The following is a 22,246-nucleotide window of genomic DNA, read 5'->3' as shown; positions in this document are numbered from 1 at the left end:
GTCGATGCGCGATCAGCGGCTCCTTACCTGCGTCCGGCTTTCCGGCGGAACAGCCATGCACCCCACGCGGCGGCGACGGCGAGGATGACGAGGCACCAGCCGATCGCCCACCAGGGGTCGGCCTCCAGCGGTGCATCCATCAGCAGCCCGCGGATGGTCTCCACGATAGGCGTGATCGGCAGATTCGACGCCACGGGCTGAAGCCAGTCCGGCATGCTGGCGATCGGCACGAATGCGCTGGAGAGATACGGCAGGAACAGCAGGATGAAGCCGTAGCCGTTGGCTCCTTCCGGTGAGCCGGCGGCGAGCCCGATCGCGGCGAACAGATACGTGATCGCCAGGATGTACAGCGCGATCATCGCCGCCATAGCGATCCATTCGGCGAGATTCGCCGTCGGACGGAATCCGACGAGCACTCCGACGCCGATGACGATCCCGGTCGCCACGAGATTGCGCAGCAGACTGGCGACGACATGACCGGTGAGGATGGCTCCGGCGCGCAGCGGCATCGTGCGGAATCTGTCGATGATCCCGGTGCGCATGTCATTCGCGACATACACGGCGGTCGACGAAGCACCGAAACCCGCACAGGTGAGGATGATGCCGGGGACGACGTAGTCGACGTACGCGCCACCGGGGTCGATCGCCCCGCCGAACACCCACGTGAACATCAGCATGAGCATCACCGGAAGCATGATGGCCATGAGCAGCGATTCACCGTCGCGCAGCGAGTGACGAAGGCTCCGCCCGACGAACACGGCTTCGGCCGTCACGCCGCGCAGGCGTGGTCGGACGGACGGGGGAGCGGATGCCGCGGCAGCGGCGAGTGCGGTGGTCATGCGTTCTCCTTCACAGGCTGAGAGTCGGACGAGGTGAGGGCGAGGAAGACATCGTCGAGAGTCGGGCGCCGCAGCGTCACGACGCCGTCAGCGCCCTGCTCGTCGAGCAGATCGAGTGCTCGCCGCAGATCGGTGACGGTGCCGTCGGTGGCGATCTGCCTGAGCAGTCCGCCGCGTTCGTCGTGGAGCTCGACGGTGTCGCCGCCCACGCGTGCCTTCAACTCGGCGGCCGTGCCGAGAGCGGCGATCCGGCCATCGTGGAGGACGGCGATGCGATCGGCCAGCTGGTCGGCCTCCTCGAGGTACTGCGTCGTGAGGAACACGGTCGTGCCCGCATTCGCGAGCGTGCGGATCATGTCCCAGAGGTCGCGGCGGCTGCGGGTGTCGAGACCGGTGGTGGGCTCGTCGAGGAAGAGCACCTCCGGGGTGACGACGAAGCTCAGTGCCAGATCGAGGCGGCGTCGCATGCCGCCGGAGAAGGTTCGAACCACTCTCGTCGCGGCATCCGTCAGACCGAACTGCGCGATGAGCTCGGACGCGCGACGGCGGGCTTCGGTGCGACCGAGGCCCGCCAGCCGGGCGAACATCACGACGTTCTCGGTCGCATTGAGAGCATCGTCGACCGCGGCGGATTGCCCGGTGAGGCTGATTCGCCGCTGCACCTGCACCGCCTCGGTTGCCACGTCGAAGCCGCTGACGGTGACGGTGCCGCCGTCGGAGTGCACGAGCGTGGTGAGGATGTTGATGATCGTCGTCTTGCCGGCGCCGTTCGGGCCGAGCAGGGCGAACACCTCTCCTGGCGCGACCGAGATGTCGAGTGAGTCTAGAACGAGATGCTTCCCGAAACTCTTCTGCAGGCCTCGCACCTCTATGGCTGCTGTCGTCATGGGTGATCCTTTCTGTGTAGGGGGGAAACTGTGTATGTCGGAGACTGCCGCGTATGACCATAACACACTGTTTATTTAATAAACAGAAGTAGGATGGCGGCATGAGTGACGTCGAACCGCCCGAACTGCCGCGAGGGATAGCGCTCGCCTGGGGCGTGGCGGCGAATCCGCAGCGGGGCCCAAAGCGTGAGATGAGCGTCGAGAAGATCGTCGACGCAGCTGTGGAGCTGGCGGATGCCGAGGGCATCGGTGCCGTCTCGATGGCGGCCGTCGCGGCCAAGCTCGGATTCACGCCGATGTCGCTGTACCGATATGTCACGGCGAAGGACGACCTCCTGCTGCTCATGCAGGAGCAGGGGACCGGGTTGCCGCCCGACGAGTATCGCCTCCAGGAAGGCTGGCGGGCCAAGCTGCGTACCCTGTTCGAAGCCCAGGTGATCGTGTACCTCAGTCATCCGTGGATGCTGTCGCTTCCGATCACCGGATCGCCGATCACTCCGAACAGCTCGGCGTGGATCGACGCCGGTCTCGACTCGCTCGCAGACACTCCTCTGAACGACGCGGAACGGCTCGCCGTCGCGCTCTCGGTGACGGGCGAGGCCCGGTGGTACGGACTCGTATCGGCCGGTTACATCGAGCAGTCGCGTGCCAGTGGGCTGTCGGCGGCGGAAGTGTCGGCGCAGGAGGCCGCGCTGTTCGACCGGGTCATCTCGGCCGACGAGTACCCGGCACTGCGCCGCGCGATCGACGCGGGAGTGTTCACCGCTGAGGACGATCCGTTCCGGTTTGCCATGGAGCGGATCTTCGACGGTGTGGAGGCTTACATCGCCGGATTGGACCGGGGTGCGGCGCATGTCTCCGACGCGGAGTGGATCGGCGCCGAGCCTGCCGAGATCGCGGCCGACAAGAAGCTCCGGGAGGCGCGCAAGGCGATCCGCGATGCGGAGAAGGCGCTCCGCGATGCTCGGAGGCTCGAGCGCATCGCGCTGCGGGACGCGCACGATCGACTCGAACGCAGCCGAAAACGCGATTGACCAGGCCCCGACGTATCGACGATGCATCGCGATCCCATAGGTCACATTGGCCACACGGGTTTACACGTGTCGCACGTTCGCCGTAGAGTGTGCTTCAGCAGAAAGGGGTACAGGGGATGCCCGAAGTTCCAGACGTCCGGTTCCTGACGGTTGCCGAAGTCGCCGAGATCATGCGCGTGTCGAAGATGACCGTCTATCGCCTCGTGCACTCGGGCGAGCTGCCCGCGATTCGATTCGGCAGAAGCTACCGGGTACCGGAATCGGCAGTGACCGACGCGCTGCAGCGACCCATCGCCGACGTCGGTTGATCGCGTCCGCCTCGGTGATCAGCGAGTGCTCGCTGGTTTGCTAGACTGACCCGAGGCATTTTTCCGTGCCCGTACCCGGGCGTCCGCCTTCGTGCGACGTCCAGCCACTGACTTAGTGAGGTTTCCGTGGGTTCTGTCATCAAGAAGCGCCGCAAGCGCATGGCGAAGAAGAAGCACCGCAAGCTGCTTCGCAAGACTCGCCACCAGCGCCGCAACAAGAAGTAAGCGGCCTAGACACGAGCGCCTGTCTTCGGACGGGCGCTTTGTGTCTGTGCCCCCGGGGATTCCGGATCAGGCCTCGAATTTCAGGGAGACTCCATGAAGTCGATCACCATCGCCGAGCTCACGTCCCGCGAGAGCACGCCGCTCATCGACGTGCGCGAGAAGGACGAGTTCGCTGCGGGGCATGTGCCCGGCGCCGTGAACATTCCGATGTCCGAGCTGGGGAACCGACTCGAAGAACTTCCCGCTGAGGCCTTCGACGTCATCTGCCAGGCCGGCGCACGCTCCGCACGCGTAGTGCAGGCGCTCGAAGCGCAGGGGCACGACGCCACGAACGTCGAAGGCGGCACCGGCGAGTGGATCGCCGCTGGCCATCCGGTCGAGGTTCCTTCGGCGTGACGACCATCACGGTCATAGGCAGAGCAGGGTGCCATCTCTGCCCCACGGCGCTCGCGATCGTCGAGACGGTCGTCGCCGATCTGCCGGACGACATCGGAGACCGCATCGAGATCGTCGAGCGATCGATAGAAGACGACCCCGCACTGTACGAACTGTGGTGGGAGAAGATCCCCGTCGTGCTCATCGACGATGAACTGCACGCGCACTGGCGGGTCTCACCTGACCGGCTGCGCCGGAAGCTGGAGGAATCATGATTCGTCACGTGGTCACTTGGAAGCTCGCCAGTGAGGACGACGTCGAACGGGCGGAGCACGCCGCAGAGGTCGCTCGTCGTCTGAACGCCTTGGATGGTGTCGTGCCCCAGTTGCGCTCGATCTCGGCTGGCGCGAACTCGGTGTATCCGGATGCGAACTGGGACGTCACGCTGATTTCGGATTTCGACTCGGTCGAGGCGCTGGAGCAGTACCAGGTGCATCCCGCGCACGAAGAGGTCGCCGTCTTCATCCGCTCGGTCGTCGCCTCCCGTGTGGCGGTCGACTTCGAGGTCTGATCGTTCGGAGGCTGACCTCTCATCGGCGGAGTGAAACGCAAACGTAATGTCCTGACCAGGAACTTGCGGACGCCTCCGTGTCAAGATGATCTGCATACCTGTTCGTGGGCGTGTTCGCCCCCAGTCACCTGGAGCGGTCATGCCCCGTCGTCGTAATCTCACCTCCGCAATCGCGCTCGCCGCGACCGCTGCCCTCGCTCTCTCCGGTTGTGCGAGCGGCGGAGGCGATGCCGGCGGCGATGACGCACCGGCCGGCGATGACTACGGACTCATCGAAGCGGGCACGCTCACGGTCTGCTCCGACATCCCCTACGCGCCGTTCGAGTTCGAGGATCCGAGCACTGAGACCGGCTATTCCGGCTTCGATATCGACCTGCTCGGAGCCGTCGCCGAGAAGCTCGATCTCACGCTCGCAGTGCAGGACGTCGGCTTCGATGCGCTGCAGTCCGGCACGACACTCGCCGCCGGTCAGTGCGATGTCGGTGCGTCGGCGATGACGATCACGGACGAGCGCAAGGCGAACCTCGACTTCTCCGACCCCTACTACGACTCGCTGCAGTCGCTGCTGGTGCGTACGGACTCTGGCATCGAGTCCATCGATGACCTCGACGGCGTCACCGTCGGCGTTCAGCAGGGCACGACGGGCGAGGGCTACGCGAACGAGAACGCTGAGGGTGCCGAGATCATCTCGTTCCCGTCGGACGGCGAGCTCTGGCCCGCACTGCAGGCAGGCAACATCGACGCGATCCTGCAGGACCAGCCTGTGAACATCGAGCATGAGAAGGCGGACTCGACCTACAAGATCGTCGAGGAGTACGACACGGACGAGTCGTACGGCTGGGCCTTTGCGAAGGGCGAGCGCGCTGAGCTGATCGAGGCCATCAACACGGCACTGCAGGAGCTGCGTGACGATGGGACGTACGAGACGATCTACGACTCCTACTTCACGGCCGAGTGAGCCAAGGCTGCTGCAGACGATGGCGATGAGGCGCACGACCCGGACCAGGCTCTATCGGGTCACGATGTACGCGATCTTCATCGCCGTCGTCGTGTGGGTGGCGCTGGCCACCGACTGGGTGAAGATCGGGACGGTCTTCTTCAATGTCGAGGTCGCGATCAAGCAGTTCCCCAACATCATCGTCATCGCGCTGCGCAACACGGTGCTGTTCACGCTGATCGCGTTCGTGGGCGGGGCGATCCTCGGCGTACTGTTCGCCGTGATGAAACTGTCGAGCGTCGGACCGTACCGATGGTTCGCCACCGCATGGATCGAGCTGTTCCGCGGTATGCCGGCGATCCTGACGCTTTTCATCATCGCGTACGGCCTTCCGATCGGCCTGGGGTTCAAGATGCCGGGCGGCCCGATCGTCTCCGGCCTTCTCGGCCTCATCCTGGTGTCCTCCGCGTACATCGCCGAGGTCGTGCGCTCCGGCATCCAGGCCGTGCCGAAGGGGCAGACCGAGGCCTCGCGGTCGCTGGGGATGTCGCCCATGAAGACCATGTTCTGGGTGGTGCTCCCGCAGGGGTTCCGCATCATCATCCCGCCGATGACGAACGAGTTCGTGCTGCTGCTGAAGGATACTTCCCTGCTGTTCGTCGTCGGTTCGACCCTGGCGACTAAGGAGCTCACCACCTTCGCCCGTGATGCGCAGTCCATGGACGCGAACTCAACTCCGCTGATCATGGCGGCATTGCTTTATCTGGTGGTGACCATTCCGCTCACGCGGGCGGTTGCATGGCTCGAGCGAAAGATGGCGAAGCAGCGATGAGCACCGAACTGATCGACACCCACACCCCCGCGATCGAGATTCGCGGATTGGTCAAGAGCTTCGGCGACAACGAGGTGCTCAAGGGGATCGACCTCACGGTCACTCCCGGCGAAGTGGTCTGCGTGATCGGGCCATCCGGTTCGGGGAAATCGACGCTGCTGCGCTCGGTGAATCTGCTGGAGGAACCCACCGGCGGCAGTGTCTTCATCGAGGGGATCGACGTCACCGACCCCGACATCGACATCGACCGGGTGCGCACCCGCATCGGCATGGTCTTCCAGAGCTTCAACCTGTTCCCGCACCTCGACGTCGTCGAGAACCTCACGATTGCGCAGCGCCGGGTGCTGAAGCGCTCGAAGGCCGAAGCAGACAAGGTCGCGCACGAGATGCTGGCGAGGGTGGGGCTGAGCGAGAAGGCCGGCGCCTACCCCGGTCATCTCTCCGGCGGTCAGCAGCAGCGCGTCGCGATCGCCAGGGCGCTGTGCATGAACCCGGACATGATGCTGTTCGACGAGCCGACTTCTGCGCTCGACCCGGAGCTGGTCGGTGAGGTGCTGCAGGTCATGCGCACCCTCGCGGACGAGGGGATGACGATGCTCGTCGTCACGCATGAGATGGGCTTCGCACGCGAGGTCGGATCCCGGCTGATCTTCATGGACGACGGCGTGATCGTTGAAGAGGGCGACCCGCGCGAGGTGCTCGCGAACCCGCAGCATCCGCGCACGCAGGACTTCCTCTCCCGCGTTCTCTGATCCGACTCCTCTGGCTCGAGCACTCGAAACAGGCGTTGCCGCACGAAACAGGTCGTGCCAGGCCCTGTTTCGCATGGCAGGTCCTGTTTCGACGTCGTCAGGAGGATGTGAAGGTGCGGTGGCGGTGGCGGTGACGTCAGAGCCTGTACTTGAAGCCGACGTGCGAGCCGGTGTACCCCAGACGCTCGTAGAAGCGGTGCGCGTCGGTACGCGCGGCGTCTGAGGTGAGCTGCACCATTGCCGAACCCAACGCGGGTGCTGCGCCTTCCGTCACCCAGCGCATCATCGCCGATCCGATCCCGGAGGAGCGCAGGTCGCTGCGCACTCAGACGGCCTCGACCAGCAGCCGACGCGAGCCTCGGCGGGCCATTCCCGGAATCGAGGTGAGCTGCAGCGTGCCGACGACCATGTCATCGAGCTCGACGACGAGCAGATCGTTCGACCGCTCCGAGAGGATCTCGACCAGCGCAGCGGCGTATGCCGGTCGGTCTGTCTCGGATGCCACGTCACCGCGGGCTGCGCTGATCGGGTCGTCCGCGAGCAGCGCGATCAGCGCATCTGTGTCCGTCGGCGCCGCTCTGCGCAGTAGCGCCAGACCGGCACGCGAGTCGAACGAGTGGGGCAGGGGAAGTCCGGTGAGCATGCTCTGATCTTCGCAGGTCGCGGCTGTCTCACAAGTTGACAAGCTGCTGGCGCCCTCACCATAGTAAGAATCATGGATTCGAACCTTCTGTCTGAACAGATCTTCTCGACGACTTCCGTCGTTCTCAGCGTCATCTACTACGTGATCTACGCGGTCACGATGTGGAAGGTGTTCGTCAAGGCGGGTTACCCGGGCATCCTCGCACTGATCCCGATCGTCAACTGGGTCTTCCTGGTGAAGATCGCCGGAATGTCGGGGTGGTTCGTCCTGCTGTACCTGATTCCCATTGTGAACGTCATCTTCGCGATCGTCGTCGCGATCAGGGAGGGGCGCAACTTCGGCAAGGGCGGAGTGTTCTCGTTCTTCCTGCTCTGGCTCTTCCCGTTCATCGGGCACCTGATCATCGGCTTCGGCTCGGCGCAGTACAACAAAGTCACCTGATCGGCGGACTCGCTCTGCCGAAGCCCCCTGATACTGCCGACGCCCCCTGCTGTTCACGCGAATGGCAGGGGGCGTCGGCGACGCGAGGGGGCCTCGGCGAGACCCGGCAAGGGCTCAGGCCTCGTCGTCCTCCGGGACGAAGTCGACGCCGGCCTCGGCGCGCTGCGCGTCGGTGATCGGCGCGGGTGCGGCGGTCAGCGGGTCGAAGCCGTTGCCGGTCTTCGGGAACGCGATGACCTCGCGGATCGACTCGGTCTTGGTGAGGTGCTGCAGCACACGGTCCATGCCCAGAGCGATGCCGCCGTGCGGCGGCGCGCCGAACTTGAAAGCGTCGAGCAGGAAGCCGAACTGCTCATCGGCCACCTCATCCGAGATTCCCATGACCTCGAACACGCGCTTCTGCACGTCTTCGCGGTGGATGCGGATCGACCCGCCGCCGAGTTCAGAGCCGTTGCAGACGATGTCGTACGCGTAGGCGAGGGCGGACCCGGGGTCGGCGTCGAACGTGTCGGCGAACTCCGGCTTCGGGCCGGTGAAGGCGTGGTGCACCGCAGTCCACGCGCCGGCGCCGACGGCCACGTCGCCGGATGCCACGGCATCCGCCGCAGGCTCGAACATCGGCGCGTCCACCACCCACGTGAACGCGAAGACGTCGGGGTCGAGCAGGCCGAGGCGGCGACCGATCTCGACGCGGGCAGCGCCGAGCAGCGCGCGACTGTCCTTCGCTGAGCCGGCGGCGAAGAAAACGCAGTCGCCTGCAGCAGCGCCGACGAGGTCGGCCAGGCCGGCCTTCTCCGCATCTGAGAGGTTCTTGGCGACTGGGCCTCCGAGCGAGCCGTCCTCGTTGAAGAGCACATACGCGAGTCCGCGCGCGCCGCGCTGCTTCGCCCAGTCCTGCCAGGCGTCGAGCTGCTTGCGCGGCTGCGATGCGCCGCCGGGCATGAGCACGGCGCCGACGTAGTCGGACTGGAAGACGCGGAACGTGGTGTCCTTGAAGTACTCGGTCGCCTCGACCAGCTCGAGACCGAAGCGCAGGTCGGGCTTGTCGGAGCCGTACTTCGCCATCGCGTCGGCATAGGTGATGCGGGGAAGCGGGGTCTGAACCTCGACGCCGATGGTCGCCCACATCGCGGGGATGAGCTCCTCCATCAGAGCGATGACGTCTTCCTGGTCGACGAAGCTCATCTCGATGTCGAGCTGCGTGAACTCCGGCTGACGGTCGGCGCGGAAGTCCTCATCGCGGTAGCAGCGGGCCATCTGGTAGTACTTCTCCACGCCGCCGACCATGAGCAGCTGCTTGAACAGCTGCGGGCTCTGCGGAAGCGCGTACCAGCTGCCGGGGTGCAGGCGTGCGGGCACGACGAAGTCGCGGGCGCCTTCCGGCGTCGACTTCGTGAGCGTGGGGGTCTCGACCTCGAGGAAGTCGCGGGCGTGCAGCACGTCGCGGATCGCCTTGTTCACGTCGGAGCGCAGACGAAGAGCGGATGCCGAGGACGGGCGTCGCAGGTCGAGATAGCGGTGCTTGAACCGCACATCCTCGCCGATCGTGTCGGCGTCGCCGAGCCCGGTGGAGACCTGGAAAGGGAGCGGAGCGGACTCGTTGAGCACTTCGACCTCGGTCGCGATGACCTCGATCTCGCCGGTGGGCAGGTTCGGGTTCTCGTTGCCGGCGGGACGGGCGGAAACCGTGCCCGTCACCTTCAGCACGAACTCGCTGCGCAGCGGGTGCGCCGTCTCTTCGTCACGGATGACCACCTGGGCGATGCCTGACGCATCGCGGAGATCGATGAACGCGACGCCTCCGTGATCACGACGACGATCGACCCAACCCGAGAGGGTGACGGTCTGACCGATGTTCTCGGCTCGCAGGGAGCCGGTCGTGTGAGTTCGCAGCATTCCGCCATTCTACGTGGGTGCTCTCCGGGGTCCGCCGACCGGTATCCCTAGACTGGGACCATGCCCGCCGATCGCATTCATCTGGTCCGCCACGGCGAAGTGCACAACCCAGGGCGCGTGCTCTACGGTCGCCTGCCGCACTACCGACTGAGCGAGGACGGGCGGCGGATGGCGCGGGACGCCGCCGAGTACATCGCCGGGCTCGACCGCCCGGTCATCTCGTTGCGCTGCTCCCCGTTGGAGCGTGCAAGGGAATCCGCCGAGCCGTTCACGGAGACCTTCGGCCTGGACCCTGTGATCGACGAGCGCGTGATCGAGCCGACGAACGTGTTCGAAGGCACACGCATGAGTCGGTCGCTGCGCGATCCGCGTAACTGGTGGCACCTGCGCAGGCCATCCGTCCCGAGCTGGGGCGAGCCGTACACCTCCATCGCCGCACGGATGGAAGACGCCATGCACGGCGCGTGGCGTGACACCGACGGAGGCGATGCCGTGATCGTCTCGCATCAGGCGCCCATCTGGATCACTCACCTGCACATCGCAGGACTGCCCCTGAGGCACGACCCTCGAACCCGCCGGTGCGCGCTGTCGAGCGTCACATCGTTCGAGCGTGTCGGCGATGTCTGGCGTGAGGTCGGCTACGCGGAACCGGCTGCGACCGGCGGAGCGATCGATGTCGGCGCCGTCTGAACCGGACCCACCCCCTACCAGAGGGGTATTCGAGTGGATACCCAGGTGCGATGTGGGACTCGAGCATTCATCGTAACGTCGACTCAAGAAGCTGACCATTTTGAAGAGGGACGCAGACGATGACCAGCACGGCGTCACCCGAGGAACCGACTGGACCGTTGCGCGTCCTCATCGCGACTGACACCTTCCCGCCCGACATCAACGGGGCGGCGCGCTTCGCCCGTGATCATGCCGTGCGTCTCGCTCGCCGCGGGCACGACGTTCACGTGATCGCGCCTTCGCCCACCTTCTCCGGTCACTCGGGCGTCACGATGATCGACGAGCAGCTGATTCGGACGCATCGACTGCGCAGCGTGAAATGGCCCTCGCACGAATGGCTGCGGATCGCTCCGCCGTGGGAGGTGCGGCGACGGGTCGGTCGCATCCTCGACGAGGTCCGCCCCGATGTCGTGCACGTGCAGTCTTTCATCGGCATCGGCCGCGGGGTCGCGTACGAAGCACACGCCCGCAGCGTCCCGATCGTGGCGACCAATCACGTGATGCCGGACAACCTGGCCTCCGTCGGCGGACTGCCCAGCCGGGTCGTCCCGGCGGTGACGCGACGCGGCTGGAGTCTGGCTGCCGCCGTGTACTCCCGGGCCGACATCGTGACAAGCCCCACCCCGATCGCGGCCGACTACTTGGAACGCAGCATCGGCCTCGCATCCGTCACCCCTATCTCCTGCGGTGTCGACCTTCAGCGCTTCACGCCGAAACAGACGAAACCTGCACATCACAGCATCCTCTTCGTCGGGCGCCTCGATCCCGAGAAGAACCTGCCGACGCTGCTGAGGGCGATCGCTCTGATCGACCACGATGCCGATGCACACCTCGACATCGTGGGCGGCGGGTCCGAGCGCTCCGTCTTGGAGCAGCTCGCCGTGCAGATCGGGGTCGCGGATCGCGTGCGTTTCCACGGACGCGTGACGGACGGGCGCCTTGCAGAACTGCACCATGAGGCGACGGTCTTCGTGATGCCGTCAACGGCAGAGCTGCAGAGCATCGCGACGCTCGAAGCCCTGGCATCCGGGACTCCTGTCGTTCTCGCCGATGCGATGGCGCTTCCGCACCTCGTCCACAACGGTGTCGAGGGATATCTCGTCCCGACTTACAGCGCTGAGGAGTTCGCCAGGCGGATCGGGATGATCGTGAGCCTTCGCGAAGGCGAGTACATGACGATGAGCGCGCACGCCGTGCAGCGAGCTGCGCAGCACGATGCCACGACGATCGTGCGTCGATACGAGGATCTCTACCGCGGCGCAGGGACCCGCCGCACGGCGCGCACAGAGTACAGTCCCGGGCGCACAGAGTACAGGGGCCGCATAGATTCCCGTGTCTAGACTGGGAGTGTGCCACTCGCCTCGACGATTCGACCGATTCGCAGCGGCCGCTCCTCCCGTACCCGACCACGCACCGGTCGTGTGATCGGAGCCGCGCTCGCCGCGCTGTTCGCCGTCGCTCTTGCAGCCTGCGCGCCGGATCCCGTTGCGCAGCAGTATCTCTCGGGCGATGGCAAGGGCTACATCTCGGCCGATGGCGCCGTCGTGGAGATCGCTCCGGAGGATCGTGGCGACCCGATCGTATTCGGGGGCGTGACGGAAGACGGTGAAGAGTTCAGCAGCGCCGACATCGCCGGAGACGTCACCGTCGTCAACTTCTGGTACGCGGGCTGCGCCCCGTGCCGCGTCGAGGCGAAGGATCTCGAATCCGTCTGGCAGGCCAATGAGGATGAAGACGTCTCGTTCGTCGGCGTCAACATCTACGATCAGGCCGACACCGCCAAGGCATTCGCCGAGACGTACGGCGTGACCTATCCGAGCCTCATCGACGTCGACAGCGGTGAGGCGAAGCTCGCCTTCGCGAGCGACGCACCGCTGCAGGGAACGCCGTCCACACTGGTGCTCGACAAGCATGGGCGCGTGGCCGCCCGCATCGTCGGAGCGCTCGATGGGCCCTCGATTCTCTCCACGCTCGTCAAGGACGCGCTCGCGGAGAGCGCGTGAACACCCAGGAACTGATCGGCTCAGGAACGCTCTGGCTCGCGATTCCGGTCGCGATGCTCGCCGGACTCGTGTCCTTCCTCTCGCCCTGCGTGCTTCCGCTCGTGCCGGGCTATCTCGGGTTCCTCGGGGGAGCGGTCGCTCCTCGTGCCTCGAACGGGTCGGCAGCGCAGTCCGGGCGGGGACGCCTCGTGCTGGGCGTGCTGCTGTTCATCCTGGGGTTCACTGTGGTCTTCGTCGCCTGGACGGTGCTCGGCGGGATGACCGGACACTTCTTCGTGCAGTGGGGCGAGCTGATCACACGCATCCTGGGCGTCGTGATCATCCTCATGGGGCTCGTCTTCCTCGGTCTGTTCGGGTTCGCGCAACGCGAGTTCCGCTTCCAGGTCGACTCGAAGACCGGAATCATCGGCGCCCCGCTGCTCGGTCTCGCGCTCGGCATCGGCTGGGCGCCGTGCATGGGCCCGACGCTGACGACGATCGTGTCACTGTCGTGGAACGTCGGAGACCCGTGGCGCGCGTCCTTCCTCGGCCTCGCGTACAGCCTCGGCCTCGGCATCCCGTTCCTGCTCGTCGCGCTCGGTTTCGGTTGGGCGACCAGGGCGATCGGGTTCCTGCGACGCCACATCCGCGTCGTGAACATCATCGGCGGCGCGCTGCTGATCCTGCTCGGCGTACTCATGGTCACCGGGGTCTGGACGCGCATCATGTCGCAGCTGACGGCGGTGATGGGCAGTGTCATCCTCCCGCTCTGACTCCCGCTCTGACGCCCGAACCGACCAGAAGGATGCCGTGACGTCTTCCGATCCGCTTCGTCCGTCCGACCACATCGATGGCGACGACTCCGCGATCACCCAGCCGCGCCTCGGGTTCATCGGGTGGCTGCGCTGGGGGTGGCGTCAGCTCACCTCGATGCGCACGGCGATCATCCTGCTGCTCGTGCTCGCGATCGCCGCGATCCCCGGCTCGATCTTCCCGCAGCGGATGGCGGATCCGAACGGCGTGACGCAGTGGCAGAGCGACAATCCTGATCTGTTCCCGGTGCTCGACGCGATGAGCATGTTCGACGTGTACCTGTCGCCGTGGTTCTCGGCGATCTACCTGCTGCTGTTCATCTCGCTCGTCGGCTGCGTCATCCCGCGCATCAAGCATCACCTCAAGGCGCTGCGCGCGCGTCCGCCGCGTACGCCGGCGCGACTGGGCCGGCTCGAGGATCACCGCGAGGTGACGCGCGATGCGGCGGATGCTGACGCCGAAGCCGCACGATCGATCGACGTCGCCCAGAGGCAGCTCAAGTCACTCGGCTACCGGGTCGAGCGCTATGACAAGGGCCGCACGTATTCGGTGTCGGCCGAGCGCGGGTACTGGCGGGAGACGGGCAACCTCATCTTCCACCTCGCGCTCGTCGGCGTGCTGCTGGTGGTCGGGATCGGCGGCAGCTTCGCGTACACCGGGCAGCGCGTGGTCGTGGAGGGGCAGACGTTCGTCAACACCCTGCTCGACTACGAGTCGATGAACCGCGGACGCTTCGTCAGCGACGACGCCCTGAGCCCGTATTCGATGACCCTCGACTCTTTCGACGTCACCTACCAGGAGTACGGATCTGCGGCGTCCGGTCAGGCAGGCGACTTCTCGGCGAACGTCTCGGTGCGTGAGAACGGCGACACCCACGAGGCTTCGGTGCGGGTGAATCACCCGCTCGATGTCGCCGGCGACAAGATCTATCTGCTCGGTAACGGATATGCGCCCACCCTCACGGTGCGTAACGCCGACGGCGACGTCGTCTACAGCAACTCGGTGCCGTTCCTCCCGCAGGACACGAACCTGACCTCGCTCGGAGTCATCAAGGTGACCGATGGCATGCCAGAGCAGCTCGGCATCGCCGCCTTCTTCTACCCCAGTGCGGCCCAGCTCGAAACCGGTGCATTCGCATCGGCGCACGGCGACCTCCTCGCACCGCTGCTCACGCTCGACGTGTACGAGGGTGACCTCGGCATCGACGAGGGGACGCCGCGTTCCGTGTACGTGCTCGACACCGAAGAGCTCACGAAGCTCACCGGCCGCACCACGGATGTCGACTCCACCGAGCTGGCACCGGGGGAGACCGCCGATCTGCCGAACGGTCTCGGGACGATCACCTTCGAAGACGAATCACCTGTCGGCGCGACCGACTACACGCAGTCGGTGAAGCGGTTCGTGTCGCTGCAGATCCACCACGACGATTCGGCTGTGTGGGTGCTCGTGTTCGCTCTGCTCGCGCTCGCCGGACTCATGCTCGCGTTGTTCGTGCCTCGCCGGCGCATGTGGGTGAAGGCGACGCCCTCCGACGGGACGATCGCTCTCGAGTACGCGGGTCTTGCACGCGGTGAAGACCCGACTCTCGGCGCCGCCGTCGATGATCTCGTCACCGGTCACGCACGTCTGCTGGATGACCCTCGCCGCTCCGCCACCTCTGAGAAGCCCCGAAAGTAGACTGGGACCATGCCCGACCTCGATTCCCTCTCGATCCTGTTCGTCTGGACGGCGATCGCGATCTACGCCGCGGCCTTCGTCGCCTACGCGTTCGATCTCGCACGTCGGTCAGAAGTCAGCGCCGACGCGCGCCTCGCGCGCGAAACCGTGCTCGTGGGTGGGGCCGGCGGTTCGGCCGAAGCGACAGAGGCTGCGGCATCCGCTGAGCCTGCGAAGCCCCGCTATGTGATGGCGCGCATCGGCACCGCGCTCACCTGGCTCGCGTTCGTGTTCCACCTGGCAGCGACCGTGCTGCGCGGGATCGCGGCAGAGCGCGTGCCGTGGGCGAACCTCTACGAATTCGCGATGATCGGCACGCTGCTGGTCGTGTTCGTCTACCTTCTGGTGCTCACGCGCATCGATCTGCGCTTCCTGGGCACGTTCATCACCGGTCTCATCGTCGTACTGATGGGCGCTGCAGCGGTGAGCTTCTATGTCGGCGTCGTGCCTCTGATGGATCCCCTCAAGAGCGTGTGGCTCGTGATCCACGTGTTCGTCGCCTCGCTCGGCACGGCGTTCTTCGCCCTGACTGCAGCGCTGTCGGTGCTGCAGCTGATGCAGCACCGCCGCGAACGTCGCATCGCCGAGCACGCAGAGAAGACCGGGCCCGCGTTCCTCTCGACGCTGCCGGGGTCCGAGCGCCTCGAAGGACTCGCGTTCCGCTTCGCGATCGTCGGATTCATCCTCTGGACGTTCACACTCATCGCCGGCTCGATCTGGGCGCAGGATGCCTGGGGCCGCTATTGGGGCTTCGACGTCAAGGAGACCTGGACCTTCATCATCTGGGTGCTCTACGCGGGTTACATCCACGCCCGTGCGACTCGTGGCTGGCGCGGAAGCCGTTCGGCGTGGCTCTCGATCATCGGCTTCACTGCCGTGATCTTCAACTTCACGATCGTCAACGTCTTCTTCAAGGGTCTGCACGCGTACTCCGGCCTGAGCTGATCGGGCATCGAGCAGTTCGGCGCACCCGGCACCCATCAGCCCAGCGGAACCACCTCGTGGTGTTCGACACCGCACGAGTGCCAGGCGAACTCCGCCTCGCTGATGACCTCGGTGGGGCGTTCGACGTACTCGCGGGTCACGGATCGTTCGAGAGCTGACCAGGCATCCGCATCGAGCGTCTTGGCGTAGACGACGGACATGTGGAAGGTCCAGTCGTCGAGCGCTCGCTCGTCCGGCCGGTGGAAGTCGGTGCTCGCGAGAGCATCGGTGAGCGTCGCGTAAGCAGAGACGACGGATGCCGTGCGTGCGAGCCGCGCGATGACCATCTGCCACGGCGCCGGAAACGTGTCGATCGCCTCGGTCGTGATCTCGATCGGATGCTGCGCCGCCGCCCAGGTGCGGACGGCGGCGTGTACTTCATCCAGACGATCCGGTTCGTTGAATCCGCGAAGCGTGACGTGCTCGGTGTGCGGATGCGTGATGCTGGCGGGCAGGCTCCGCAGCACAGCATCCTGAACCGCTCGATAGTCGGCGGCAACCGCTCCGGTCGGGGCCGACTACGGTGGCGCCCACCTCCGCACATCCGCGTCGAAAGGAGAAAAACGCCGGTCAAACTCGATTTTGAGCAGCATTTTCCTCCTTTCAGGGGGCGTCAGCCGGCGGCGAGCACGGCCTTCGCCGACGTCGTGCGGCGCACGGCCACGATCAGCGTCGTCGCGATGAGCGACAGCACGCCCCACACCACGAGGCTCGCGAGCGCGCTGCCATTCGCAGCGATCAGCCCGCTGAACGCCGGAGCCGTCGGCAGTGCCTCGCCGATCGACGCGAGCCAGGCGGGCACCGTCGAGATGAGCCCGGTCGCCACAGCCACGACGCCGATGAGAGCGCTGACCCAGCGTCCGATTCCGCCGAACAGCGCCACCAGGGCCTGATTCACCGCAGCGAATGCGACACCCGCGACAACGGCCGTGCCGGCGAAAGCCCACCATGCCGCGGCATCGTACGACGCCACGAACTGCACGATCAGTGCCACGAGTATGCCCTGACCTGCGCCGATGGCAGCGGCAGGAGCGAACGCGCGCAGCGCCAGCCCCGCCGACGAGCGCCGTGATGTCAGCGTGCGCGCGGTGTGCGCGCGCATCACGATGAACGAGGCGAGGCTGCCGAACCACAGCACCACGGCCGCGAGCAGTGGAATGGCGGTCGGCCCGAAGATCGTGTTCATCGACGAGTCAGACGAGTTCGACGACACCGGGTCGGCGATGACGGAGGCGAGCGACGACGACTCCTGATCGTCGAACGAGGGGAGCGACTCGGATGCCGTCTTCAGGCCGCCGGCGAGGTCGCCTGTTCCGGCGGCGAGCTTGTCGATGCCCGTGGCGAGTTCGGTTGCGCCATCGGAGAGCGCGGTCGCGCCGTCGCTCAATGCCACGGCACCTGTGCTCAAGGAGTTCGCGCCGGTCGCCGACTGGCCCACGCCGGAGGCGAGCTGGTACAGGCCGTCGGCGAGCGAAAGCGCGCCGTCTCCGGCGGTACGCAACTGTCCGGCGAGTGCGCTCGGCAGCGCGCTCACGCCGTTCGAGACATTCCCGGCGTAGACATTCGCAGCGCCAGCAGAAACAGCAGCTGCGCCAGCAGCGTCGGCGTTGCCGCCAATGGCCGTTGCGGTGGCGCTCAACCGGTCGCAGAAGTCGGAGTCAAGGCTCGGCGCCTGGCATTCCTTGACCAACGCGGTGAGAATCTGCGCGTTTGCGCCAAGCGATCCAGCGAGCGCGGTGGTCCCGTCCGCTGCCGTCTTCGCATAGCCGGCGCCTGCCGACGCGGCGCCCGCCAGCTTGTTCAGATCGCTGTCCGGAGCCTCGAGCGCAGCCGCCCCGGACGTCAACCCCGCGCCCAGCTCACTCGCGCCGTTCGCAGCATCCTGCGTGCCCGACGCGATCGTGCCGAGCCCGCCCGCGAGCTCCGACGCGCCGGTCCCCAGCTGCGCTGCGCCGTCCGCAAGTTTCGTCGCACCATCCGGAAGGGCCGCGGCGCCATCCGCAGCTCTCCTGGCGCCGGTCGCGAGTTCGAGCGCGCCGGATGACGCCTCACCGATCTGATCGCCGATCGTCGTGAAGCCGACCAGCACGTTCTCCATGGTCGCCTCCGACAGCATGGTGCCCATGGTGGATGCGGCGACCGATGCGATCTGCCCGGTGATGAGGTCGTCGGCGACGAGTCCGTCATCCGGCGTCGTGACCTTGATCGTCGCTTTCTCGGCGGAGCCTCCGCCCTCGGAGATGGCCTGGCCGGCTGATGTCGCCGCGGAGGAGAACTCCGCAGGGATCGTGATGACCGCCTGGTAGCTGCCGTCGGCGAGCCCTTCCGCGGCGTCATCCTCGTTCGAGATGACCCACGTGAGATTGGAGTCCAGGTCGTCCGACCCCTCCACGAGGCCTGACGCCAGCTGCCGACCGAGTGGCGTGTACTGGTCGTCGATCGTGACGGGCTCATCGAGGTTCACGATGGCGGCGGTCATGCTGTCCAGCCGCTCGGACGGGTTCTGGAGGGCCGCGACCAGGATGCCGCCGACAGCCGCCGGCAGCAGCAGGATGCCGAGAATCGTCAGCCAGGTGATGGGCCCCCGCGAACGGGCGCGCTCGATGGAGAGGGTCATGCTTTCACCTCGGTGATGTCTGACGTGTGTCGAGGCCCCCTCGTATCGTCGACGCCTCCGCTGGGACGCGCGTCGAGGAGGGGGCGTCGATCGCCCACGGGGGCGTCGACGGAATGGTGGAGGTCTACGACGGATGCGGCGGGCCAGGCAGCCTCGGCGAGGATCGTGCGGGCGAGCGCGGCGTCGGATGCTGTCGCGAACACCGCGAGCGGACGCGAGGTCCCCGCATCGGCCCGCGCTGCGGCTGCCGAAGCAGCATCCTGCAGCATCGCGGCCGCCTGATCGCGCTGCCCTCCCGTGAACCGATCGATGCCGTCGATCACGACGAGGGTCGGTGCGCCGCGCAGTGCCTCGCGAAGGTCGATGAGCGCAGCATCCGCATCGTCGACCAGCACGCAGCCGACGTGACTGCGCACCCAAGCGGCACGGCCGGGCAGCAGGTGCCCTGCGACGCGCAGCTTTCCGGCATCCGGAGTCAGTCTGCCTGCGACGGCCAGCGCGAGCGCGCGGCGCACGCCGCGATCTCGACCGGTGGCGACGAGCGCGGTTCCGGGGGCGATGCGCAGCGAGAGATCCTCGAGGATCGGCGCATCCGCGCTGAGCACGAGGTCGTCCGCGGCGACGATGGAGCCGTCACCCGGCCACGCCTGGAGGTGCCGCTCGCGCTCGACCGCCTCTCCTTCGATGTCGACGCTGGGAAGGATCTTCTCCAGCCAGGCGGGAATCTCCCATGCGCGTTCGCCGAGGATCGCCATGAGCGCGGGGATGAGCGTCATGCGCACCAGGAACGCATCGATCGCGATGCCGGCCGCGAGGCCAAGGGCGATCGGCTTGAGGGACGAATCACCCTCGGGCACGAACGCCACGAACACCGCGAACATGATGAGTCCGGCAGCCGTGACGACCTTGGCCGAACCGCTGAAGCCGCTGCGCACGGCGCGCAGCGCCGCCGCACGTCGCACGCTTCTGTCGGGCGAGCGCCCGTCCGGGTCGTGCACGAAGTCCTCGCGCATACGGGAGACGAGGAACACCTGGTAGTCCATCGCGAGACCGAACAGCACGCCCATGAGGATGATCGGCATGAAGCTGATGATCGGACCGACCTTGGCGACGTGCAGCAGATCGGCGAACCATCCCCACTCGAACACCGCCCCGACGACGCCGAACGCCGCGACGATCGACAGCAGGTATCCGAGGGCTGCAGTGATCGGCACCCAGAGCGAGCGGAACACGATCGTCAGAAGGATGAGGGACAGTCCGATCACGAAGATGCCGAACGGCAGCAGCGCATTTCCGAGCTGGTCGGAGATGTCGATCGCGACGGCGGTGAAGCCCGTGACCTTCACATCAATCCCGAACTCATCGAGCCACTCGTCGTGGTGCGAGCGCAGTTCGCGCACGAGGTCGCTGGTCGCCGGGTCATCCGGCGCGGTCTCGGGGATCACCTGCACGATCCCGGTGTCCGCGGTCTCGTTCGGGGTGGCGAGTGCGACCTCTTTCACACCGTCGATCTCGGCGACGGCATCCCCCAGGTCTTCCATCAGCGCGAGCGGGTCGGTCGAGGTGACGATAGTGCCGGTCAGGATGAGCGGCCCGTTGAACCCGGCGCCGAACTCGTCCGCGACGAGATCGTAACTCTGCCGGGCCTCGTCGTCGGGCGCGAGCACGCCGGCGTTCGGCAGCGCGAGGTTGAGGCTGAGTGCGGGCACGGCGACGATGCCGAGACCGATGACGACGGCGAGGGACGTTAGGATCGGATGCTTCGTCACGCCGCCGACCCAGCGGTCGCTGAATCCGCGTCGGGGCTTCGTCTCCTTCCCCTTCTTCGCCGGGCGCTCCGTCTTGAGCCGGCCGACGATGCGGCCCTTCAGGAAGCCGAGCACAGCAGGCGTCAGCGTCACAGCGATCGCCACCGAGACGGCGACCGCGACCGACGCCGCGATGCCCATGGTCGTCAGGAACGGGATACCGGCGAAGCCGAGACCGATCAAAGCGATCAGCACGGTGATGCCGGCGAACACGACGGCAGAGCCCGCAGTACCCACGGCGCGCGCGGCTGATTCCTCAGGATCGACGCCGTCGCGCACCTGATCCTGATGTCGGGCCATGATGAACAGCGCATAGTCGATGCCGACCGCGAGCCCCAGCATCAGAGCGAGCAGCGGAGTCGTCGAAGACACACTGGCGAAGGCGGTGGCTGCGAAGATGCCGGCCATCGAGATGCCGACGCCCAGCATTGCCGTCAGCAGTGGGAGCCCGGCGATCACGAACGAGCGGAAGGTCATGATCAGCACCAGGAGCGCGATGATCAGGCCCACGGCCTCGGTGAGGGTGACTCCGGGGATCGAGATGGCGAACAGGTCTCCGCCGAGCTTCGTCTGCGCGCCGTCCGGCAGGTCTCCTGCGAGCGCGTCGACGGAGCCCGTCAGAGTGTCCTTCGTCTCGGCCGAGACGTCGGTGGCCTGCCCGTCGAACTGCAGTTGGACGATCGCCGCGGTGTCGTCCTCGTTGATCATCCCCTCGATCGTGTCGTCATAAGGAGAGGTGACCGCGAGCACCCCGTCGAGATCGCTCAGCTCGTCGACGGCATCCTCGATCGGCTGCCGGTACTGGTCATCCGTGATGGAATCGCCATCGGCGGCGACCACGATGAACTGCGCATTCGTACCGCTGACCTGCGGGAATGAGCGCGAGAGCTGCTCCAGGCCGTCCTGCGACTCCGTGCCGGGGATGCTGAACGAGTTGTCCGTGCCCTGGTTGAGCACCAGCGCGCCACCGCCGGCGACGCCGAGGACGATGAGCCAGGCGACGAGCACGCGCCACGGGTGGCGGAACGACCAGCGCCCGAGTGACGACAGGAGAGTGGACACAGATTCCTCCGGGACGGCGAACGGGAGAATGGATACAGAGATGTATCCGATACACATGTGTATCCTACGGTGAGTCGGCCGTGCGAAACTGTGCGCAGGATGTGAGATTGGCTGGAGGAGGGCTCGATGACGATTCCCGTGACAAGACGGCGAGAGAACACGCGCATGCGTCTGCTGGATGCTGCGGCCGAGGTGTTCGCCGAGGTCGGCCTCGAGGGTGCCAGCGTCGAGGCGATCTGCGAGCGCGCGGGCTTCACGCGCGGAGCCTTCTACTCGAACTTCGAGTCCAAGGACGAGCTCTTCCTCGAGCTTGCCTCCTCCGTGGCGGAGCAGCGCCTGGCGTCCGTGCGCGGGCGCATCGAGGAGTTCGTCGCTGCGGGCGTGCTGAACGGTGATGCCGATCCCATCGAACTCGTGCAGAAGGTGATGGATTCTCGACTGGATGATCGCCTGAGCGTGCTCATGATGAGCGAGATCCGCATCCGCGCACTGCGCGATGAAGACTTCGGGAAGGCCTATCTCGCCCAGGATCGGGCGATGACCGCCAGCATCGAGGAGATCATCCAGGGCATCGTCGATTCAGGCCTGTTCGCGCTGCGGATCGATGTGCCCACCGCCGCGCAGATGCTCACGGTCCAGTGGGAGGGATGCATGGCGCGCGCGGCGGTGTCCGGCTGGGACGGCGAGAAGCTGCATCGTGCCGGCGCCGAGGCGCTCGGACAGCTCGTCGAACTGCTCATCGCCCCGGCCGGGGCCTGAGCCGCTCGCCGCGCTCGTTCCATCACGCGCGAAACA

At 66.3% G+C, this 22,246-nt stretch carries 25 protein-coding genes; 17 read left to right on the top strand and 8 right to left on the bottom strand.

Annotation, left to right across the window (positions count from 1 at the left end):
* Positions 1-23: 23 nt before the first annotated feature.
* Together HDC95_RS09965 and HDC95_RS09960 are read right to left on the bottom strand one after the other, a co-directional pair.
* Positions 24-839 (bottom strand): ABC transporter permease, encoded by an 816-nt coding sequence (locus tag HDC95_RS09965; protein WP_259063298.1) that lies wholly within the window; start codon positions 837-839, stop codon positions 24-26.
* Positions 836-1,726 carry an ATP-binding cassette domain-containing protein gene (locus tag HDC95_RS09960; protein ID WP_259063297.1) on the bottom strand — a complete coding sequence of 297 codons (891 nt, stop codon included), beginning with the start codon at positions 1,724-1,726 and terminating at the stop codon, positions 836-838. Before HDC95_RS09960 ends, HDC95_RS09965 begins: the two co-directional genes overlap by 4 nt.
* A 101-nt stretch (positions 1,727-1,827) precedes the next feature.
* On the opposite strand from HDC95_RS09960, the gene HDC95_RS09955 reads away from it, so the two are divergent.
* The 9 genes from HDC95_RS09955 (at position 1,828) to HDC95_RS09915 (ending at position 6,760) form a co-directional block, all read left to right on the top strand.
* Positions 1,828-2,760 (top strand): TetR/AcrR family transcriptional regulator, encoded by a 933-nt coding sequence (locus HDC95_RS09955; protein ID WP_259063296.1) that lies wholly within the window; start codon positions 1,828-1,830, stop codon positions 2,758-2,760.
* A gap of 116 nt (positions 2,761-2,876) precedes the next feature.
* Positions 2,877-3,068, top strand: a complete 192-nt coding sequence (locus tag HDC95_RS09950; protein ID WP_259063295.1) for a helix-turn-helix domain-containing protein — start codon at positions 2,877-2,879, stop codon at positions 3,066-3,068.
* 126 nt (positions 3,069-3,194) lie between these two features.
* Complete coding sequence (locus HDC95_RS09945) at positions 3,195-3,293, top strand: 30S ribosomal protein bS22 (RefSeq protein WP_003792170.1); 99 nt, start codon at positions 3,195-3,197, stop codon at positions 3,291-3,293.
* A 93-nt stretch (positions 3,294-3,386) separates the two neighbouring features.
* Positions 3,387-3,689 (top strand): rhodanese-like domain-containing protein, encoded by a 303-nt coding sequence (locus HDC95_RS09940; protein WP_259063293.1) that lies wholly within the window; start codon positions 3,387-3,389, stop codon positions 3,687-3,689.
* On the top strand, positions 3,686-3,943 hold the full coding sequence (locus HDC95_RS09935) for a glutaredoxin family protein (RefSeq protein WP_259063292.1): 258 nt from the start codon (positions 3,686-3,688) through the stop codon (positions 3,941-3,943). The genes HDC95_RS09940 and HDC95_RS09935 overlap by 4 nt, the downstream gene beginning before the upstream one ends.
* A gap of 8 nt (positions 3,944-3,951) precedes the next feature.
* On the top strand, positions 3,952-4,239 hold the full coding sequence (locus tag HDC95_RS09930) for a Dabb family protein (protein WP_259063291.1): 288 nt from the start codon (positions 3,952-3,954) through the stop codon (positions 4,237-4,239).
* 139 nt (positions 4,240-4,378) lie between these two features.
* Positions 4,379-5,197 carry a transporter substrate-binding domain-containing protein gene (locus tag HDC95_RS09925; protein WP_259063289.1) on the top strand — a complete coding sequence of 273 codons (819 nt, stop codon included), beginning with the start codon at positions 4,379-4,381 and terminating at the stop codon, positions 5,195-5,197.
* Positions 5,198-5,222: 25 nt separating this feature from the next.
* A complete protein-coding gene (locus HDC95_RS09920; protein WP_259063288.1) occupies positions 5,223-6,008 on the top strand; it encodes an amino acid ABC transporter permease in 786 nt (261 codons plus the stop codon).
* Positions 6,005-6,760: an amino acid ABC transporter ATP-binding protein gene (locus HDC95_RS09915; protein ID WP_259063287.1), complete on the top strand. Its 756-nt coding sequence runs from the start codon at positions 6,005-6,007 to the stop codon at positions 6,758-6,760. Before HDC95_RS09920 ends, HDC95_RS09915 begins: the two co-directional genes overlap by 4 nt.
* 136 nt (positions 6,761-6,896) lie before the next feature.
* Here HDC95_RS09915 and HDC95_RS16810 read toward each other — a convergent pair whose 3' ends face one another.
* Both HDC95_RS16810 and HDC95_RS16805 read right to left on the bottom strand, forming a co-directional pair.
* Positions 6,897-7,085: a GNAT family N-acetyltransferase gene (locus tag HDC95_RS16810; RefSeq protein WP_310503246.1), complete on the bottom strand. Its 189-nt coding sequence runs from the start codon at positions 7,083-7,085 to the stop codon at positions 6,897-6,899.
* Entirely contained in the window at positions 7,086-7,403 is a 318-nt protein-coding gene (locus HDC95_RS16805) for a hypothetical protein (protein ID WP_310503245.1), read from the bottom strand.
* Between the two features lie 72 nt (positions 7,404-7,475).
* Between HDC95_RS16805 and HDC95_RS09905 the strand changes: the two genes are divergently transcribed.
* Positions 7,476-7,844: a DUF5684 domain-containing protein gene (locus tag HDC95_RS09905; RefSeq protein WP_259063285.1), complete on the top strand. Its 369-nt coding sequence runs from the start codon at positions 7,476-7,478 to the stop codon at positions 7,842-7,844.
* 114 nt (positions 7,845-7,958) lie between these two features.
* Here HDC95_RS09905 and aspS read toward each other — a convergent pair whose 3' ends face one another.
* Complete coding sequence (gene aspS, locus HDC95_RS09900) at positions 7,959-9,740, bottom strand: aspartate--tRNA ligase (RefSeq protein WP_259063284.1); 1,782 nt, start codon at positions 9,738-9,740, stop codon at positions 7,959-7,961.
* A gap of 60 nt (positions 9,741-9,800) precedes the next feature.
* On the opposite strand from aspS, the gene HDC95_RS09895 reads away from it, so the two are divergent.
* The 6 genes from HDC95_RS09895 to ccsB all read left to right on the top strand — a co-directional run bounded on the left by HDC95_RS09895 (position 9,801) and on the right by ccsB (position 15,925).
* On the top strand, positions 9,801-10,430 hold the full coding sequence (locus tag HDC95_RS09895; protein ID WP_259063283.1) for a histidine phosphatase family protein: 630 nt from the start codon (positions 9,801-9,803) through the stop codon (positions 10,428-10,430).
* Positions 10,431-10,549: 119 nt separating this feature from the next.
* On the top strand, positions 10,550-11,809 hold the full coding sequence (locus HDC95_RS09890; RefSeq protein ID WP_259063282.1) for a glycosyltransferase: 1,260 nt from the start codon (positions 10,550-10,552) through the stop codon (positions 11,807-11,809).
* 9 nt (positions 11,810-11,818) lie between these two features.
* Positions 11,819-12,472, top strand: coding sequence for a TlpA disulfide reductase family protein (locus tag HDC95_RS09885; protein ID WP_259063281.1), 654 nt, complete (start codon positions 11,819-11,821; stop codon positions 12,470-12,472).
* Positions 12,469-13,224, top strand: a complete 756-nt coding sequence (locus tag HDC95_RS09880; protein WP_259063280.1) for a cytochrome c biogenesis CcdA family protein — start codon at positions 12,469-12,471, stop codon at positions 13,222-13,224. Before HDC95_RS09885 ends, HDC95_RS09880 begins: the two co-directional genes overlap by 4 nt.
* A 37-nt stretch (positions 13,225-13,261) precedes the next feature.
* The gene (locus HDC95_RS09875) at positions 13,262-14,941 is read left to right on the top strand and encodes a cytochrome c biogenesis protein ResB (RefSeq protein WP_259063279.1); all 1,680 of its coding nucleotides are present in this window, start codon (positions 13,262-13,264) and stop codon (positions 14,939-14,941) included.
* Positions 14,942-14,950: 9 nt separating this feature from the next.
* Complete coding sequence (gene ccsB / locus HDC95_RS09870; protein WP_259063278.1) at positions 14,951-15,925, top strand: c-type cytochrome biogenesis protein CcsB; 975 nt, start codon at positions 14,951-14,953, stop codon at positions 15,923-15,925.
* 35 nt (positions 15,926-15,960) lie between these two features.
* On the opposite strand, the gene HDC95_RS09865 is transcribed toward ccsB, so the two are convergent.
* The 3 genes from HDC95_RS09865 to HDC95_RS09855 form a co-directional block, all read right to left on the bottom strand.
* Entirely contained in the window at positions 15,961-16,431 is a 471-nt protein-coding gene (locus HDC95_RS09865) for a 2'-5' RNA ligase family protein (RefSeq protein ID WP_259063277.1), read from the bottom strand.
* A 146-nt stretch (positions 16,432-16,577) separates the two neighbouring features.
* Positions 16,578-18,581, bottom strand: coding sequence for a YhgE/Pip domain-containing protein (locus HDC95_RS09860; protein ID WP_259063276.1), 2,004 nt, complete (start codon positions 18,579-18,581; stop codon positions 16,578-16,580).
* Positions 18,578-21,451: an efflux RND transporter permease subunit gene (locus tag HDC95_RS09855; protein ID WP_259063275.1), complete on the bottom strand. Its 2,874-nt coding sequence runs from the start codon at positions 21,449-21,451 to the stop codon at positions 18,578-18,580. Before HDC95_RS09855 ends, HDC95_RS09860 begins: the two co-directional genes overlap by 4 nt.
* A gap of 126 nt (positions 21,452-21,577) precedes the next feature.
* Between HDC95_RS09855 and HDC95_RS09850 the strand changes: the two genes are divergently transcribed.
* A complete protein-coding gene (locus HDC95_RS09850) occupies positions 21,578-22,210 on the top strand; it encodes a TetR/AcrR family transcriptional regulator (RefSeq protein ID WP_259063273.1) in 633 nt (210 codons plus the stop codon).
* Positions 22,211-22,246 lie beyond the last annotated feature (36 nt).

This window comes from Microbacterium sp. AK031, from assembly GCF_024807145.1.
GTDB lineage: Bacteria > Actinomycetota > Actinomycetes > Actinomycetales > Microbacteriaceae > Microbacterium.
Note: the sequence above shows the minus strand (reverse complement) of the source record. Positions and strands in the feature narration are given on the sequence as shown.

Excerpts from the sequence above, each read along its gene's own strand:
- HDC95_RS09965 (WP_259063298.1), bottom strand. The coding sequence starts at position 839 with ATGACCACCGCACTCGCCGCTGCCGCGGCATCCGCTCCCCCGTCCGTC.
- HDC95_RS09960 (WP_259063297.1), bottom strand. The coding sequence starts at position 1,726 with ATGACGACAGCAGCCATAGAGGTGCGAGGCCTGCAGAAGAGTTTCGGG.
- HDC95_RS09955 (WP_259063296.1), top strand. The coding sequence starts at position 1,828 with ATGAGTGACGTCGAACCGCCCGAACTGCCGCGAGGGATAGCGCTCGCC.
- HDC95_RS09950 (WP_259063295.1), top strand. The coding sequence starts at position 2,877 with ATGCCCGAAGTTCCAGACGTCCGGTTCCTGACGGTTGCCGAAGTCGCC.
- HDC95_RS09940 (WP_259063293.1), top strand. The coding sequence starts at position 3,387 with ATGAAGTCGATCACCATCGCCGAGCTCACGTCCCGCGAGAGCACGCCG.
- HDC95_RS09925 (WP_259063289.1), top strand. The coding sequence starts at position 4,379 with ATGCCCCGTCGTCGTAATCTCACCTCCGCAATCGCGCTCGCCGCGACC.
- HDC95_RS09920 (WP_259063288.1), top strand. The coding sequence starts at position 5,223 with ATGAGGCGCACGACCCGGACCAGGCTCTATCGGGTCACGATGTACGCG.
- HDC95_RS09915 (WP_259063287.1), top strand. The coding sequence starts at position 6,005 with ATGAGCACCGAACTGATCGACACCCACACCCCCGCGATCGAGATTCGC.
- HDC95_RS16805 (WP_310503245.1), bottom strand. The coding sequence starts at position 7,403 with ATGCTCACCGGACTTCCCCTGCCCCACTCGTTCGACTCGCGTGCCGGT.
- HDC95_RS09905 (WP_259063285.1), top strand. The coding sequence starts at position 7,476 with ATGGATTCGAACCTTCTGTCTGAACAGATCTTCTCGACGACTTCCGTC.
- aspS (WP_259063284.1), bottom strand. The coding sequence starts at position 9,740 with ATGCTGCGAACTCACACGACCGGCTCCCTGCGAGCCGAGAACATCGGT.
- HDC95_RS09895 (WP_259063283.1), top strand. The coding sequence starts at position 9,801 with ATGCCCGCCGATCGCATTCATCTGGTCCGCCACGGCGAAGTGCACAAC.
- HDC95_RS09890 (WP_259063282.1), top strand. The coding sequence starts at position 10,550 with ATGACCAGCACGGCGTCACCCGAGGAACCGACTGGACCGTTGCGCGTC.
- ccsB (WP_259063278.1), top strand. The coding sequence starts at position 14,951 with ATGCCCGACCTCGATTCCCTCTCGATCCTGTTCGTCTGGACGGCGATC.
- HDC95_RS09860 (WP_259063276.1), bottom strand. The coding sequence starts at position 18,581 with ATGACCCTCTCCATCGAGCGCGCCCGTTCGCGGGGGCCCATCACCTGG.
- HDC95_RS09850 (WP_259063273.1), top strand. The coding sequence starts at position 21,578 with ATGACGATTCCCGTGACAAGACGGCGAGAGAACACGCGCATGCGTCTG.